Source organism: Undibacterium sp. RuRC25W (genome assembly GCF_049339825.1).
Classification (GTDB): domain Bacteria; phylum Pseudomonadota; class Gammaproteobacteria; order Burkholderiales; family Burkholderiaceae_D; genus Undibacterium.
In genome coordinates this window covers 58,831-75,684 of sequence record NZ_JBMPPD010000023.1, presented here as the reverse complement: position 1 = coordinate 75,684, position 16,854 = coordinate 58,831, and the positions used below count along the sequence as shown (strand labels likewise).

Here is a 16,854-nt window from a genome sequence, read left to right as displayed (position 1 = left end):
TTACACAACAGGAGATTGATCACGCCATGAAAAGACTGAATAATCGACCAAGAAAAAGATTAGGATACCTTACACCCAATCAGGTATTCTTCAAAAATACGCTTGCACTTCAAAATTGAACTCGCGGAATAAAAGGATAGCCTGCATTTGCAAGTATATTTCTAAGTTGTTCGTAAAAAGTAAAACCCGCTTTATTAGGTTCGTGCGATGCAATCACGTTAAGAACAAGTCGCTTTCCTCTTAAATCGGGGCCAGCTTTAATTAGAGTTTCTCCCTCAATAAAAGATAGGTATTCGTTTATTTTTTCCTGAATAAGTAACAGATGTTCCTCATCACCAACACCCTACTTAAGGTAATCAGAAATAATTAAATATGCAACTGCACCTTCCGCTGAAATTGCGATCAGATCTACGACACCTTTTTGCTCAATAGTCACATTTACTCCGGCCTAATAATCTCAACTTTAGTGGGTGAAATTTAGGTGCCACTTGGAATGGACTTTACCTTATTCCCCTTCGTATTTTATTGAGCGGATGCCGACACTGTCTACCCAACTGGCCTCAAAAGATGCCTCTACTTATGGTCTAGACATAAAATAACAGCCAGACCACTACCTCACCTCAAAAGTAGCATCCATAACGTGCACTGTGTGGCAAGCGATGGCCTAACGTTGCCTCAATCAATTCAATAATTTCAGCATCACTCGTCGATTGAGAAATACGTAAAAAAAGTACTTTTAAATGATCGATCCCAGCGGCATTAATCAGGCATTCAATTAACTGTGCGCCACTAGATACAGCCGCGCGATAGTCACCGCTATCGCGGCAGACATTATTGCCGAATAGTCCGTCTCCGTTCATAGTTAATAATTCATGGATATCAGATAAACCGGAATACTTAGCTTGCGAAATCAATGCATGTGTAGGATCAACGAAATGCGTCGCAAAATAATGAGCCAACCCTTCGTCAAGAAGACGAACTCCGCAATGGAGAAAGGCATGACAAACTTCCTGAAAAACAATAAAACGCACCTCACCAAGAGAATCAGGCATCATCGATAAACGAATGATCGCTAACCCAGGAAAACATATCAGGGTATAGTACAAATGACATCGCTGAGGCATGCATTGCAGCACGATTTGAGGTGGCGGCAAATCAAGCCATTGAGCGCAGCGCTCCGTTGATTCAGCGAGTATGCGAGCAAGGGAGACGGAATCGAGAGGATTACCAACATACACAACCGATCCGATTTTATGCAAGGGCACAGATCCAGAGGCAATGTCACGAATAGCCGCAAAACCGGGAAAGCGGCCACGTAGAAGATGCAATTCGCCCAGCAGCGATTGCGCCACATCATGTTCGCCTGAAAGTGCATGAAAAATCAGTGATCGTCCTTTGAGAGACAACAATGATCCGTCCTGCGCATCCCAATTTCTGGCAAAGTCTGATAAAACAATCGCATTCATCCACCGCTCCCCGCTCTAGCAGGTACACGGATGCTGGCGTAAGCGTTGAATTACGCTATCAGTTCGCCCCACTCATCTCCGTGCACCTGATTGCACATCGTCATCAGCCCATTCAACGCGACTGTCCATACCTGAGCATTGCGCATTGATGCCGCATGTCCAGGTAGCGCTGAGCACCTTAACAAGTGACACAAAGCAACGTCAACACCTAAAGGGCAAGGTTTTCGAATTCTCACGACTGTTTCGATTTGAAATAAAAATGATGGATTTAGTAACAGATTTTTTTGAGGAGTTTTTCGGGGCAAACGAAAAACTAAAGACGACGTCTTAGTCCGAAGGCGCTGCAGTACCACTGGGTCACCAGTCTACGCGGGCGATGACGATGCAATGTGAAATGCTTAAGGAGCGGCAACGGAGTTACGATGCAACTTGATATAGCGTAATGCTGTGCAATTTATTGAGACGTGAATTGTGTGATCAAATCAGCAGTCATATCGCTGCTACCAGCGCCATTATTCTCCGCAACAGCGGAGAATTTTTTGATGACGAAAGTCAAAAACTAAATCAGAACGTCAATGTCTTCACGCCTTCCGCAGTTCCCAACAAGCAGACATTGGCACCGTGACGTGCGAACAAACCAACCGTAACAACACCAACGATATTGTTAATTTCTGTTTCCAGCGCCACAGGGTCAGCGATTTGTAAGCCATGCACATCCAAAATCATATTGCCGTTATCAGTCAACAAAGGCTTGCCTTCTTTCATACGCAGACGGGCTTCGCCGCCGATCGCATTGAGTTTACGGGCAACTACCGCGTGAGACATCGGAATTACTTCGACAGGCAAAGGGAATTTACCTAGCAACGGCACCAACTTGGAGCCATCAGCGATACAGATAAATTTTTCAGCAACGGAGGCTACGATTTTTTCGCGGGTCAATGCAGCGCCGCCGCCTTTAATCATCGCACCTTGTTCGGTGATTTCATCAGCGCCGTCAATATATACGGGCATAGAGCTGACATCGTTCAGATCCAGTACCTCAATGCCATGACCACGTAAGCGATCGGCAGTTGCTTCGGAAGACGCGACGGCGGCTTTGATTTTATGTTTTATTTTCGCCAGTTCATCAATGAAAAAATTGGCCGTAGAGCCGGTGCCGACACCAACAATTTCGCCTTCTACAACATAAGCAATTGCAGCCTGGGCAACAGCAAGTTTCAATTCATCCTGTGTCATGGTGTGACTCCTATTTACATCTGATCAAAAAAATTTCGGGTATTTTAGCCGATAGACTCTTCAAGCCGCAGTTTTTCGGCACATTGACTATCCCAAACCTACTTACACCGGCCATAACGGCGGCTCGTCCATCAGTGCGATCTGCTCACGTAGTTCGAGAATCCGGTCTTGCCAATAGCGTTGGGTGTTAAACCAAGGGAACGCCATCACAAAGGCGGGGTCGGTCCAGCGCTGCGCGAGCCAAGCTGAATAATGAATCAGTCGTAGAGTACGCAAGGCTTCGATTAAATGCAGCTGGCGCGGCTCGAACTCATAAAAATCTTCATAGCCAACTAAAATATCGGTCAACTGCGCCTGCATCTCTTGTCTCGAACCTGACAAGAGCATCCAAAGATCTTGTATCCCCGGCCCCATGCGACTATCGTCAAAGTCCACAAAATGCGGACCCGCCTGATCGCCTTGCTCTAACCACAAGACATTTCCCATATGACAATCGCCATGCAAACGGATCAACGACACCTCCCCTGCCCGCTCATAGCAACGTGCGACGCCATCCAAGGCTTGCTGAACGACGGTTTGATAAGCGGGCAATAAATCGGGCGGTAGGAAATCATTCGCTAATAACCAGTCGCGCGGTGCAGTGCCAAAAGTATACAAATTGATTGCCGGCCGGTGCTGATAAGAGGTCAGCGCTCCCACAGCATGAATACGTCCAATAAAACGTCCTAACCACTCCAGCGTCGCCAGATCGCCGACTTCCGGCGCTCGTCCACTCTGCCGTTTAAACAAAGCAAAACGATATCCATGGTAAGTCTGCAAACTGACGCCTGCAGCATTTTGCAAAGCGGGGACAACCGGAATTTCTTGGGCAACCAGTTCGCGCACGAACTGATGTTCTTCCAGAATTGCCTCATCCGACCAACGTTGCGGACGGTAAAATTTTGCAATCACAGGAGGTGCATCGTCGATAGCAACCTGATAGACACGGTTTTCGTAGCTATTGAGGGCCAGCAAGCGTCCATCGCAGTGCATGCCACAGCTATCGACCGCATCAAGTACCAGGTCAGGAGATAAATCAGAAAAAGACTGAGGGAGTATTTGTTCATTCATAACCTGAATTGTACGTGGTAATTCCCTTGGCAGAGGACTTTCAGTTTGCCGCAAAAAACGATAAAAGGCGTTACAGCGCTGCGACAAAGCGCTACACTTCCGGTATTTACATAATCACATTCAGGTACCACCATGCATTTAGACGAACCCCTCAGCGACAAAGAATTCAATGAACTCGACAAATTCCTTATGTCCGATCGGGTTGGCGACGATGGAATGACGATGGATGCCCTGCATGGCTATCTGACCGCCATTGCACTCGGCCCCGAGATGATCTCAATGAGCGAGTGGCTCCCCTTAGTCTGGGGCCTGCCTGACGCTGCCGAGCCAAAATTCAAAAATGAAAAAGAATTACAGCGCGTTACACATTTGATCGCCCGTTTCATGAACGAAATTCAGATCACGTTTGAAGTCGCGCCACAAGAATTTGAACCCCTGTTTTGTATTTTGGAGCAAAACGGCAAAGAATTGATCGACGGCGAAACCTGGGCCTGGGGTTTCTGGGAAGGCATGCAATTGCGCGATGAAGCGTGGGAAGCAGCATGGGAATCCGAAGAAATCGGCCCTCTCTTGCAACCAATCTACCTGCTAGGTGCAGAAGAAATCGACGAAGAAGAACTAAAATTCGTTGACACACCAGAAAAATGCCATGCCCTCGCATTGTCTATCGAATCGTCGATTCCAGCGATCCGCCGTTTTTGGGCGCCACTCAGAAAATCAGGCGTCACCACCGTTAAACGTGAGACACCGAAGGTTGGTAGAAACGATCCTTGCCCTTGCGGCAGCGGCAAAAAATACAAGGCTTGCTGCGGCGCTGAGCCTACGCTGCATTAATCAGCAAAAGGTTCAATGCGAAAGCCCGCATTGAACCATATTGAACAAACCCGAACGCCAGCCAGCACTGACTTGAAGAAAAGCTCTAGCGCAAAAGTAATGATGTAGCTAAGACTCGTGGTACTTTTTAGGTCTTTGCATTTTTAACCATTAACTCTTCAACAGAGCTGGAGTTCACCATGAGCCTACAAGAACAATTCAACCTCGCCTTAGCTGAGTCGAAAAATTTACCTGAACGTCCAGATAACATGACGCTCCTGAAAATTTACGCTCTTTTTAAACAAGGCAGCACAGGCGATGCAACAGGCGACCGTCCTGGCATGACCGACTTTGTCGGCCGTGCTAAGTTCGATGCCTGGGCAAATTTAAAGGGCAGCTCGCAGGAAGATGCGATGCAGCAATACGTCGACCTGATCAACTCTTTAAAATGAGGTCAGCAGATTAGGTGGTGTAGCACCACTTAATCCGGCAATCAAATTATCCACTGCACAGTTCGCCATCGCTCTGCGCGTTGCTTCAGATGCGCTGGCAATGTGCGGTGTCAATACGACATTGTTCAGACCGAGAAAGTCCGGATCAAATTTCGGCTCATTTTCAAACACATCCAACCCTGCGGCCGCGATCTGCTTGTTACGCAGCGCGACGATTAAGGCCTTGTCATCGACGATACCTCCGCGCGCCAGATTAGTCAGTGTCGCTGTTGGCTTCATGATTGCCAGTTCTGCCGCGCCAATGGTGTGGTGCGACGCCGGCGAATAGGGCAAAATCAGCATCAGATGATCAGCCTGACGTAACACCTCGTCTTTACTCACATACTGCGCATTATTCGCAAAAGCTTCTTGCTCTGGTGCCAGACGCGAACGATTATGATAAATCACCCGCATGTTAAAGCCCGTTGAGCGGCGTGCGATGGCCTGACCGATTCTGCCCATGCCGATAATGCCCAGCGTTGAACCGTGCAGATCTGCGCCCAGAAAGTAATCGTAGCGCCACTTATGCCATTGACCGTCGCGCAGCCAATGCTCTGCTTCGGTAATGCGGCGTGCCGTCGCCATCATTAATGCCCAGCCAAAGTCGGCTGTGGTTTCATTCAATACGTCTGGAGTATTACTGGCTTTGACGCCAAACTCGGTCATAACAGCCACATCAAAATTATCGTAACCCACAGCCATATTGGCGACCATCTTCAAATTTGGCAATTGCTGCAACAATTCCCGATTGATACGTGCGCTTGACGTGGTGATCGCCCCAGCCTTTCCTCGGAGTTTTTCGATTAATTCAGACGGCGTAAAGACCACATCGTCTTGATTCGATTCCACCTCAAAATGGGCAGATAGTCTATGAAGTACTTCGGGAAATACCGCGCGTGCAACCAATATTGCAGGTTTCATAATTCATCCAGAGAAAAAGTAAAGACTAACCATGCAATAAAGCGCCTCGATCCACATGGTTAATTTGCGTAAGTCGTGCTTACATTGTGTCTATCTTAACGTTAAATTCAAATCGAATCCGACGGAAAACGCTGTTTGAAAAAATTTCATCGCGTAATGAAGAAAACGAAGAAGAAACTGAAATGATCTGATCGGTGATCCACATCAATGCAAATAAGTTGATATCTGTCTATAATTCGCTTTCATTTTCTAGTATTTTTTCACTGCTCATCTAATGAACTCAGGAACGCCAGAAGCTACCTATGTATTTGCTTATGCGCAAAGTATATAAGCCTGATTTGTTAGATCTGCTAAATTGCCTTAAAATACAAGGCTTTGCAGCCATAGCACGTGTTTTCTGCGAACTGGCTGTGCCAACACCCCGAAATTTAAAGATTGGACTGTTATGACCCACGTTGTGACCGAATCCTGCATCCGCTGCCGTTATACCGATTGCGTGGATGTCTGCCCTGTGGACTGCTTCCGTGCTGGCCCGAATTTCCTGATCATCGATCCGGACGAATGTATTGATTGCGCAGTATGCGTAGCAGAATGCCCAGCAAATGCGATTTATGCTGAAGAAGATGTGCCGGCAGATCAGCAGCAGTTCATCAAGATCAATGCTGACTTAACTCGCAAATGGCCTTCCATCACTAAAACTGTTGCTCCACTCGCAGATGCGGATGACTGGAAAGACGTGAAGGAAAAGCTGCAATATCTGGACCGGTAATTCATTCCAGTAAGCGTCGTCTGCAGTAATGCCATGATGGCAAGAGGGTAACAAAGTAAGATTACCCAAACAATTTTAGGTAATATCAGGAAATATCTCGTCGTATGGAAAATAATCAAACTACACAGGCAAGCGGCATCATCGAAGCCGATGCAGTCATCATTGGTGCGGGTCCTGTTGGCCTGTTCCAGGTGTTCGAATTAGGCCTGCTCGAAATCAAAGCACACGTGATTGATTCACTGGCGGTGGTTGGCGGTCAATGCGTCGAGTTATACCCTGACAAACCAATTTACGATATCCCAGCAGTCCCTGTCTGCACAGGCCAGGAACTGACAGACAATCTGTTAAAACAAATCGAACCGTTCGAACCAACCTTCCACTTAGGTCAGGAAGTAACGTTGGTTGAGCGCCGTGAAGATGGACGATTTGATCTGGAAACATCGGCTGGTACACGTTTTATCACTAAAACGATTTTTATTGCTGCGGGTGTTGGTTCATTCCAGCCACGTACATTAAAGGTAGACGGTATCGAGGCGTTTGAAGGCTCACAAGTGTTCTACCGCGTGAAAGATCCTAGCCAGTTCCACGGCAAAAACCTGGTCATCTGTGGTGGTGGTGACTCTGCGCTGGATTGGGCATTGAATCTGGTTGGTAAAGCTGAATCCGTTGTCTTGTTGCATCGTCGTGATGATTTCCGCGCTGCGCCAGCTTCTGTTGCCAAGATGAAAGAGCTGTGCGAGAACTACGAAATGCAATTGACTATTGGTCAAGTAACTGGCATCGAAACCAAAGATGATGTCCTGAGCGAAATCAAAGTCACTGGTGCCGATGGCGTTACGCGTCGTATGCCTCTGGACAACTTGCTGGTGTTCTTCGGTTTATCTCCAAAACTCGGCCCAATCGCTGAGTGGGGCCTGGAAATCGAACGCAAGCAATTAAAAGTGATGAACACTGAAAAGTTCGAAACCAACGTTCCTGGTATTTTTGCAGTAGGCGATATCAATACCTACCCTGGCAAAAAGAAATTGATACTGTCCGGTTTCCATGAAGCTGCATTAGCAGCGTTTGGTGCAGCACCGTATATTTTCCCTGAAAAGAAAATCCACATGCAATACACCACTACATCGCCAAAATTGCATAAAATTCTGGGTGTGGAAACACCAACGTTCGACTAAAAATCAGCGGATTGCGAAGGCAATCACCCCGCTCAAAAAAAGCGCAAAGCAATTTGCGCTTTTTTATTTTTTACGTATTAAAAAAAACATTACAAACATTACAAACATTACAAACATTACAAACATTTTAAATATTACAAATATCATTTTGGCTCACTGGGATTCAAAAAAGACAATATCAAGGTAATAATTACGCCATCATTAACCGATGATCAGATGATTGTTGCGCCCAGTCTCATCGAAAAAAAATGATCTCTTTATAAAGCGAATCACCTTTTGGTCACAAGAGAAGTAGTGCGATGACGATTACCTGTGCTCTGTCGCTAAAACATGGATAATAGCGACCAACTCATTTTGAACATTATTTTGGAATTCTCTCATGGAAATTAAGGTCAACTTTCTCGATAAGCTTCGTCTTGAGGCCAAGTTCGATGATTTTACGGTGATCGCTGACCAGCCGATCCGCTATAAAGGCGATGGCTCAGCACCGGGGCCTTTTGATTACTTTTTAGCATCGTCAGCCCTATGCGCTGCTTATTTTGTGAAGTTGTATTGCAATACACGCAATATTCCAACCGAAAATATTCGCCTTTCCCAAAACAACATTGTTGATCCAGAAAATCGTTACCAACAGATTTTCAAGATTCAGGTTGAGCTGCCTGCCGATATTTCCGCCAAAGATCGCGAAGGCATCCTGCGCTCCATTGATCGCTGCACGGTAAAAAAAGTCGTACAAACTGGTCCAGAATTTATCATTGAAGAAGTTGAGAATCTGGACGCAGACGCTCAGGCATTACTGACACTTAATTCAGGCAACGATGTTGCAACCTATATTCAGGGCAAGGATTTACCGCTGGAACAAACCATCGCCAATATGTCAGCGCTATTGGCAGGACTAGGCATCAAAATTGAAATCGCCTCGTGGCGCAACATTATTCCAAATGTGTGGTCACTGCATATCCGTGACGCACACTCACCAATGTGCTTCACCAACGGCAAAGGCGCGACCAAAGAAAGTGCCCTGGCATCCGCGCTCGGTGAGTATATCGAGCGACTGAGTTGCAATCACTTTTATGCTGGTTCGTTCTGGGGCGAAGACATTGCCAATGCCCCCTTTGTACATTATCCAACGGAGCGCTGGTTTAAGCCGGGCAAAAAAAATGCACTGCCAAAAGAGATTTTGGATGAGTATTGCCTCGATATTTACAATCCAGATGGCGAGTTACGCGGCTCGCATCTGATTGATACCAACTCGGGTAATGCTGAGCGTGGTATCTGCTCCCTGCCCTACCTCCGTCAATCAGATGGTGAAACTGTATATTTCCCATCAAACCTGATCGAAAATCTCTTTGCCAGCAATGGCATGAGCGCAGGCAATACCCTCGCAGAGGCACAAGTCCAATGTTTGTCAGAGATTTTTGAACGCGCTGTCAAACGCGAAATTCTGGAAGGCGAGATGACATTGCCAGATGTGCCGCAAGACGTATTGGCAAAGTTCCCAGGCATTGTGGCTGGCATTCAGGGTCTGGAAGAACAAGGCTTTCCGGTGTTGGTGAAAGACGCGTCGCTTGGTGGAAAATATCCGGTGATGTGCGTTACTCTCATGAATCCACGAACAGGCGGCGTGTTTGCGTCTTTCGGGGCCCATCCGAGCTTTGAGGTGGCACTGGAACGCAGCTTAACGGAGTTATTACAAGGACGTAGTTTTGAAGGATTGAACGATCTGCCACAACCAACATTCGTCAGCAACGCGGTCACCGAACCGAATAACTTTGTCGAACACTTTATTGATTCCAGTGGGGTCGTCTCCTGGCGCTTTTTCAGCGCTAAAGCGGATGTTGCGTTTGTCGAATGGGATTTTTCTGGTCACGGAAAAAATTCTAATGAAGAACAAGCAGCAACCTTGTTGAGTATTCTGAAAGCGATGGACAAAGAAGTCTACATGGCCGTCTATGACCAATTGGGCGCCACCGCTTGCCGCATCCTAGTACCAGGTTATTCTGAAGTCTATCCCGTCGAAGATTTGGTCTGGGACAATACCAACAAAGCGCTCTTATTCCGTCAGGACATCTTAAATCTGCATCAGCTTGATGAAGAAGGACTCGAGGATTTACTGGAGCGGTTGGAAAACAATGAGTTAGACGATTACAGCGATATCGCCACACTGATTGGTATTGAGTTCGATGAAAACACCGTATGGGGCCAGCTCACCGTTCTGGAATTAAAACTGTTGATCAACCTTGCACTAAAAGAATTCGAAGAAGCGCATGAACTCGTCGGTGCCTTCCTACATTACAACGACAACACCGTCGAACGCCGCTTGTTTTATCAGGCCTTAAATGTGGTTCTTGAAGTAATGCTAGACGACACGTTGGACTTGGACGATTACATCGTTAATTTCCGCAGAATGTTTGGCAACGAACGGATGGATGCGGTACTTGGTTCAGTTGATGGCAGCATCAGGTTCTATGGTTTGACACCTACTAGTATGCGCCTTGAAGGTCTGGACAGACATGCACGCTTGATTGACAGCTACAAAAAAATCCATGCCGTACGCGCAAAGACGATGAGTGACGCCAACTAAATCAGTGCTTACTGCCCTATAAATAAAACCCGCATCGCCAGAAACGTTGCGGGTTTATTTTTTGTTGGCGATGGACAAGAACAAAACCCATCGGCCACCACTGATCAACAAAAATCAAAAAAAATGAAGAGCAGCGCTGAAATTATGTTGGAGCCACAATCCATTTCAGCAATTCGCTTGCAACTAAGGGTTTGCTGAAAAGGTAGCCCTGACCTTTATCGCAGCCATATTGCTGCACGATACGGGACTGCCCCTCTGTTTCGATACCCTCTGCAACCGTCGTCATTCCCAGGCTACGGGCTACTTTAACAGTGACTTCAATCAGAATTTCATGGTGCGCACTGGTATCGGCCAGTGAGACAAATGAGCGATCAATTTTTACCGTATCGATGGGCAGTAAATGAAGGCTGGAAAGTGACGAGTAACCTGTACCAAAATCATCCAGTGCCAATTTAACACCCAGCTTTTTCAGTTTGCGTAACTGCGACTGAATATCCGCGTCTTGTGCCGCAAAGCTTTCGGTGATTTCCAGCTGCAACTGCTCCGGAGGCATGTTCGTCTCTCGAAGAATATCGGACAAAGTGGTGTCAAAATTATCCTGCGCAAGTTGTGCCCGCGATAAATTCACTGCCAATAAACGTGGTGCAAGTGCACCTAGGCTTACTTTCCATTCCATGAAATCACTGCAGGCCTTACGTAAAACGTATCGACCAAGCACATTAATCAAATTTGATTTTTCTGCAATTTCAATAAAATTCACCGGCCCAACGACGCCGTGCTCTGGATGCTGCCATCGAATGAGTGCTTCAACTCCAGTAGAGCGGTCAATCAAGCCATCGCTTAAAAATCCAACCACCGGTTGATAAACGATAAATAATTGCTCTTGCTCCAGACCTATGCGCAGTTCGCTTTCAATCCCTCCGCGCCGCGCCGCGACTTCCCGCATCGACTCTTCGAACACCACAAATTGTGCGCCACCATTGGCTTTAGCCGCGGATGTCGCGATACTGGCGTCTCCCAATATCTCATCAACATCACTGATATTGCCAGACAATGAAACGATACCAATACTGAAGGACGCAATGATTTCATTCTGACCAATGTGGTACGGCTTTTCCAACAGGTTGAGTAATCGCTTAGCGACAACCTCCACCACTGAAAAATCATTGATGCTATCTAACAATACGACAAATTCATCAGCACCAACGCGGGCGACCGGTTCTGGCATAAAAATCTGGGCGGCGGGTCTACTATTAGAGCGAACTGCCGAACGTAATCGCTGCGCCACCAGACGAATCGCTTCATCTCCAGTTGCATTCCCAAAGGAATCATTGACTTGCTTAAAACGGTCAAAATTAATCTGCAACACGGCAGATACGTCATTCGTCAACGTTTTGATTCTTTGCATTGTCTGCTGCAACATATCGCGTACAGCGATGCGATTAGGCAGTCTGGTCAGAGCATCAATTCGGGTAGCGCTATCAATCCGGCGCGCCAAATTGCGCTGTTCACGCTCCACCTCCTGCGTCACATCGGTAACGACCACCATCACATTATTATCGTCGACCTTGAGCATACCTACGGAGAGGACCTCCGGCACACGCATCGCATGTTGCGATGTTGCGGGCTTAATGCGGATCGCATCACAAATCACACCATTTTTTTCAGAAAACTGCTGACACATTCCCTTTAACTCAGGTGCACTCAGTTGGATAACGTCAAAAAAATTCTCCAGATTGCCATCAGGTGATAATGGCATAAGCAACTGAGCAGACATCGGATTGAGCATCTCGATATGGCCGTCTCTTTGTATTTGCAATAAACCAATCGGGGCGCGATACAAGAACTGAATGAGTGCCTCATATGCCTCTTCGTGTTCATTGCTCGTCATTGATTTGTTCCAATCACCATTACTCACCCCAATAATTGACACGATTCCGACCGCTCTGCTTGGCAGCATAAAGTGCCTGGTCAGCACGCTTCATCAATTCGTTAAGCTGAGAAATATGCTCATCCATTGTCGCAACACCGACGCTGACAGTACAGGTAATTTCCCGGTCTTCGTAGCTGGTCGGATGACTTTCCAAGTATGAACGCAACCTTTCCGCAATCACGATAGCTTCTTTAATATCGACTGACGGAAGTAACACTGCGAATTCTTCACCACCAATACGAGCAACGACATCGACCTGTCGGAACATCCCTTTCATGGATGTCGCTAGATGGCGCAATACAGCATCACCTGCGGGGTGACCGTTAGAATCATTGATTGATTTGAAATTATCCGCATCGACCAGAATCAATGATGAAGGGCGTAGCATTTTATTTCGTCGGGAAAGCTCAAGTTCCGCGGCCTCAAAGAACGAACGCCGATTAGCCAAGCCCGTCAAATGATCGCCATAAATTGCTTTACGCAAATTGTCAGTTGCATCACGCTTGTCGCTGATGTCGCGGACGATCAAGCAATATGCAGACTCGCCAATACGCTGGTCGTCTATACTAAAGGCGTCTGATCGTCGATCCGGAAGCGGAAAAATCATTGCACTTGCCCAGAACTGGCTGCCATCTGCTTTCAGACGCAAGCCCTCATCAAGGCTCCAGCCGTTTTCATCCGCCTCTCTCAAACGATCAGACTGCTGCGCTGTAGTGATCGCCCCTTCTGGATAAAAAATACCATAGGAATGGCCTATAACCTTATCATCAAAACCGGTAACCCTTTGAATACTCTCATTCCACGCTTCAATCCGGCCAAACTGATCAAGACTAATCAGCGCATAATCAGTGATGCTGGTCATGATGGCATTCAACCAGGCATCGTTCTGGCGCAGCTGACGCTCTCTTTTATCCTGTAATGTGATATCGGCAATGACTGCCATCAGGCGCACTTGGTCTAACTTCATCAGACTCAGCGTCAATACTTGAGGTCCGCGCTTGTCGGCGTAATTATTGAGGTGTAGCTTGATGCCATCGCAGATCGTTCCCTGTTGTTCAGGAAAAACACTGCACAGGTGCCGCAGATCAGGGGCAACTGACTCTAAAGAGTCAAACAGATTTTGTAATCCACCATCAACACTCAAAGGCATGAGCAATTGCGCCGACAACGGGTTCATCATCAAGATATTGCCATGGACGTCAGCCTCAATCAGGCCTACGGGTGCCATATACATGAATTGGAGGAGCGCCTCATACTCCCCGGCGTCGTGACTGTTTAGCTCAGAACTCATAAACGTCGCACCAGAACATAACGCGTCTCAGAGGTAGGACTCGCCAGCAAGCGCAATACTACTTTTGTCGGTCGCATGCGTAACGTAAGGACATAATTAAGGGACGCGTCAAGAACGACGCCCTCGTCTTGTGCTTCCTCGAAGCGATGAGCAACCATAAAATTATTCATACAAGGTGCTACGAACGTGAAAAGCGGATGTCCCACGACTCTATCACGCGGCAAACCCGCTGCTTTCGACTCAAAGGTGTTATATCGACCTACAATCGTCTCAGCATCGAATCCAATCACGCCAAAATCCAGATCGTCGAGTTGAGTCTCATCTAAGGCATCTAAACTCTCTTGGAGATTTTCTGCATCAAAAGAAAGTGCCGATGATAAATTCATTATGTAAGCTCCAATAAAATTCGTAACAGATATTGAGTTATCAACTAAACAAGTTTGTTTACGTGAAAACATGTCAGTATTTTTTAAATACTACGCCACTCTGTGATTCGTCGCTAGATTAACCTATTTGCAGTTTAGTCAACAGCAAAACAACAATTCAATCAGCTTGTTCGGATATCCAATCCCTGAGCTTTCCATTAGAAGCCCTAGGCAGCGATGTACCAACAGTAAATGAGGCTGGTAGCTCGGCAGTTGTTAAATGCCGTCTTGCCCACTGCCTAACCTGCTGCACGAGTTCTGCGTGCGGTATGCTCGGGTTGACAGGAACCAAAAATGCTTTCAGACGCCGTCCTTCATCTGGCCGCATCATGCGCACTATTGCGTCTTTCACCAATTGATGCCTTAGCAAAACACCACTCACCTTCAGAGGGAAAACATTGATACCACCAACCTGCACTGCATGATCAATCCTGCTGACTGGAAGAAAGTGAGTATCATCTAACCATTCAAGGTGATCTGGTGCAGACACACGATGAGCGTTTTCATTCCTGTCTGTGCGCACCAAATGAGAGTCCGATCCATTCGCTCGACGCCAATAGGACAAACAGCAAAAAGCGTGTGAAGCATCAATTCTCCACCCTATTCCGGCCGTTTCAGTACTGCCATAGACTTGAATCAGGGTATCGAGCCCCTGCTGGACTAGACCGTTTGCTATCGAGTCTGGACACGGCGCTGTCGACGTTACGCCCGTCACACCAGCTGGTATTTCAGCGCCAGAATCCATCATCGCATGCCAAAAATCAGGATAGGCAATGATCACATCCCCGCTCCTCAGTTTGCACGCTAAACTGCTCGGCATGTTTGAGCGGGCATCAATCAACTCGATATCTCCTGGCATCAGACTGGGCAACATGACAGAAAATAAAAAACCGTAAATGTGGTGGGAAGAAACGGTAAAAAACAAGCGTTTAACATTCGCAAATAACGGCAACAATTCTGCGATCTCTCTTTGCAAATCTGCAAGCTCATGCAAGCAAACCTTTGGAACACCAGTGCTACCTGACGTAGAAAAGGCTATTTTTTCCGCACTGTGCTGCAGGCTTTCTTTGAGGATATCTTCCCAGTCCTGCAAGCCAGATCGCTGCAAAAATTGGTCCTCGAGTCCTGAATGGTGTACCTGAAGCGAAGAGGACACAGCAGTTGCGAGGGAAAGCAATTCCATCGAATCCACGCCAAGATCGTTCACGAGGTTCAAGTTCACGGGCCAGGGCAAGGCAGGCAAATGAAGGGTGCCGGGGCGCAATTGCTTCAATTCAGCAACAATGTTATCCACCAGAAAACGACGCAAACGCTCACTATCGCTCCACCACGAAGGATATATCGCAGCTTTATTTTGCATTTTATTCATAACGTACTAAAGCATAAAAGCAATCGTTTGTTTCTTACTAGAATCAGTTCAATGTGATTATACAGAGGGAAATGCATTTTTTATTTATGCCAATTAATCCGACATTTTCAATTAACTGACAACATCGGCGTCAACATCGCATCATTGTAGTTTCTGGCAATCTCAAAAAATTGATCTTCGACCTCAATAAAGGCATCCAGGACGTCAGGATCAAAATGGTTGCCCCTTCCTTCGCGCATTACATTAATCGCCTCCTGATGTTCAAGAGCAGACTCATAGTCACGCTCCGAAATCAATGCATCATAAACATCCGCTACTGCCATCAGACGCGCAGAGACTGGGATTTCATCATTTTTGAGGCTTTCTGGATAACCTGTCCCGTCCCATTTTTCATGATGCGAATAAGTAATCTCACGAGCAAAGCGCAAGAAGTTATTACTCTCACCAAGATACCGTTCAACAGACAAAATAGTTTCACGCCCGAAGACAGTATGTTGCTTCATAATTTCGAATTCTTCTGCCTTCAGCTTTCCTTGCTTAAGAAGAAGATGATCCGGAATACCTACCTTGCCGATGTCGTGCAGCGGCGCGGATTTGTAGAGTAACTCAATATTCTCGGCACTTAATTCGTGCTTAAAACGTGGATGCAAACTTAATTGACGTGCGAGGACTTTGACGTACAGTTGCGTACGGCGAACGTGATTTGAGGATTCGTTATCACGGACCTCACCCAACGATGCCATTGCGAGAATAATCGCATCTTGCATTTTGGCCAGCTTACTTGTTCTGTCCCGCACAAGGCTTTCCAAGTACTTATTTTGATCCCGTAACAAATGTTGTGCGCGGATCAGATTGAGCTGAGTTGCGATTCTTGCGACAACAACGGCAGGACTAATTGGTTTGCTAATGTAATCAACTGCCCCTAAGAGCAGCCCCTTTTCTTCATCTGCTGGTTGATTTTTAGCAGTCAAAAAAATCACCGGAATATCAACCGTTAATAAGTCTGACTTCAACCGACGACAGGTTTCATAGCCATCCATGCCGGGCATCATCACATCGAGCAATATCAAATCGGGGGCTGGCTTTTGTGCAGCGATTTGCAAAGCCTTTGCTCCGTTGGTGGCGATCTTGATTTTATATTGGGATTTAAAAAGTCCCGATAAAAGGGCAATATTGTCGGGCGTATCGTCGACAATCAAGATCATTTGCCTGGGGGTGAGATCAATATATTGACTCATGCTGTATTGAGCAGAAATAAGCCTATCAAAACC

The 16,854-nt window shown here is 46.7% G+C and carries 15 protein-coding genes and 1 pseudogene; 6 read left to right on the top strand and 10 right to left on the bottom strand.

Translation table 11 applies throughout. The features are described from left to right. Positions 1-119, top strand: a pseudogene (locus tag ACO0KV_RS11955) (IS30 family transposase); the annotation flags it as partial. Here the strand turns inward: ACO0KV_RS11955 and ACO0KV_RS11950 are convergent. The 4 genes from ACO0KV_RS11950 to ACO0KV_RS11935 form a co-directional block, all read right to left on the bottom strand. Continuing rightward, a complete protein-coding gene (locus ACO0KV_RS11950; protein WP_423042757.1) occupies positions 110-322 on the bottom strand; it encodes a DUF6572 domain-containing protein in 213 nt (70 codons plus the stop codon). The pseudogene ACO0KV_RS11955 and the gene ACO0KV_RS11950 overlap by 10 nt on opposite strands. A 298-nt stretch (positions 323-620) precedes the next feature. Next, positions 621-1,466, bottom strand: coding sequence for a hypothetical protein (locus ACO0KV_RS11945; RefSeq protein WP_423042756.1), 846 nt, complete (start codon positions 1,464-1,466; stop codon positions 621-623). Positions 1,467-2,030: 564 nt separating this feature from the next. Further along, positions 2,031-2,702, bottom strand: coding sequence for a ribose-5-phosphate isomerase RpiA (gene rpiA / locus ACO0KV_RS11940; protein WP_423042755.1), 672 nt, complete (start codon positions 2,700-2,702; stop codon positions 2,031-2,033). A gap of 102 nt (positions 2,703-2,804) precedes the next feature. Then, a complete protein-coding gene (locus ACO0KV_RS11935; RefSeq protein WP_423042754.1) occupies positions 2,805-3,812 on the bottom strand; it encodes a serine/threonine protein kinase in 1,008 nt (335 codons plus the stop codon). Positions 3,813-3,944: 132 nt separating this feature from the next. On the opposite strand from ACO0KV_RS11935, the gene ACO0KV_RS11930 reads away from it, so the two are divergent. Both ACO0KV_RS11930 and ACO0KV_RS11925 read left to right on the top strand, forming a co-directional pair. Beyond that, the gene (locus ACO0KV_RS11930) at positions 3,945-4,646 is read left to right on the top strand and encodes a UPF0149 family protein (protein ID WP_423042753.1); all 702 of its coding nucleotides are present in this window, start codon (positions 3,945-3,947) and stop codon (positions 4,644-4,646) included. A 179-nt stretch (positions 4,647-4,825) separates the two neighbouring features. Continuing rightward, positions 4,826-5,077: an acyl-CoA-binding protein gene (locus ACO0KV_RS11925; RefSeq protein WP_423042752.1), complete on the top strand. Its 252-nt coding sequence runs from the start codon at positions 4,826-4,828 to the stop codon at positions 5,075-5,077. Here the strand turns inward: ACO0KV_RS11925 and ACO0KV_RS11920 are convergent. Then, positions 5,069-6,037 carry a 2-hydroxyacid dehydrogenase gene (locus tag ACO0KV_RS11920; protein WP_423042751.1) on the bottom strand — a complete coding sequence of 323 codons (969 nt, stop codon included), beginning with the start codon at positions 6,035-6,037 and terminating at the stop codon, positions 5,069-5,071. The two genes, ACO0KV_RS11925 and ACO0KV_RS11920, sit on opposite strands and share 9 nt — an antisense overlap. A 445-nt stretch (positions 6,038-6,482) precedes the next feature. Between ACO0KV_RS11920 and fdxA the strand changes: the two genes are divergently transcribed. The 3 genes from fdxA (at position 6,483) to ACO0KV_RS11905 (ending at position 10,565) form a co-directional block, all read left to right on the top strand. After that, positions 6,483-6,806 (top strand): ferredoxin FdxA, encoded by a 324-nt coding sequence (gene fdxA, locus ACO0KV_RS11915; RefSeq protein WP_423042750.1) that lies wholly within the window; start codon positions 6,483-6,485, stop codon positions 6,804-6,806. Positions 6,807-6,910: 104 nt separating this feature from the next. Continuing rightward, positions 6,911-7,981 (top strand): NAD(P)/FAD-dependent oxidoreductase, encoded by a 1,071-nt coding sequence (locus ACO0KV_RS11910; protein ID WP_423042749.1) that lies wholly within the window; start codon positions 6,911-6,913, stop codon positions 7,979-7,981. A gap of 379 nt (positions 7,982-8,360) precedes the next feature. Continuing rightward, positions 8,361-10,565, top strand: coding sequence for an OsmC domain/YcaO domain-containing protein (locus ACO0KV_RS11905; RefSeq protein ID WP_423042748.1), 2,205 nt, complete (start codon positions 8,361-8,363; stop codon positions 10,563-10,565). A 142-nt stretch (positions 10,566-10,707) separates the two neighbouring features. On the opposite strand, the gene ACO0KV_RS11900 is transcribed toward ACO0KV_RS11905, so the two are convergent. From ACO0KV_RS11900 to ACO0KV_RS11880, 5 genes are all read right to left on the bottom strand, one after another. Next, positions 10,708-12,456 (bottom strand): putative bifunctional diguanylate cyclase/phosphodiesterase, encoded by a 1,749-nt coding sequence (locus ACO0KV_RS11900; protein ID WP_423042747.1) that lies wholly within the window; start codon positions 12,454-12,456, stop codon positions 10,708-10,710. 19 nt (positions 12,457-12,475) lie between these two features. Beyond that, positions 12,476-13,789, bottom strand: a complete 1,314-nt coding sequence (locus ACO0KV_RS11895; RefSeq protein WP_423042746.1) for a diguanylate cyclase — start codon at positions 13,787-13,789, stop codon at positions 12,476-12,478. Further along, a complete protein-coding gene (locus ACO0KV_RS11890; protein WP_423042745.1) occupies positions 13,786-14,175 on the bottom strand; it encodes a phosphonate transporter in 390 nt (129 codons plus the stop codon). The genes ACO0KV_RS11895 and ACO0KV_RS11890 overlap by 4 nt, the downstream gene beginning before the upstream one ends. A gap of 157 nt (positions 14,176-14,332) precedes the next feature. Next, the gene (locus ACO0KV_RS11885; protein WP_423042744.1) at positions 14,333-15,574 is read right to left on the bottom strand and encodes an AMP-binding protein; all 1,242 of its coding nucleotides are present in this window, start codon (positions 15,572-15,574) and stop codon (positions 14,333-14,335) included. 116 nt (positions 15,575-15,690) lie between these two features. After that, positions 15,691-16,821, bottom strand: coding sequence for a response regulator (locus ACO0KV_RS11880; RefSeq protein WP_423042743.1), 1,131 nt, complete (start codon positions 16,819-16,821; stop codon positions 15,691-15,693). Between the last annotated feature and the right edge of the window lie 33 nt (positions 16,822-16,854).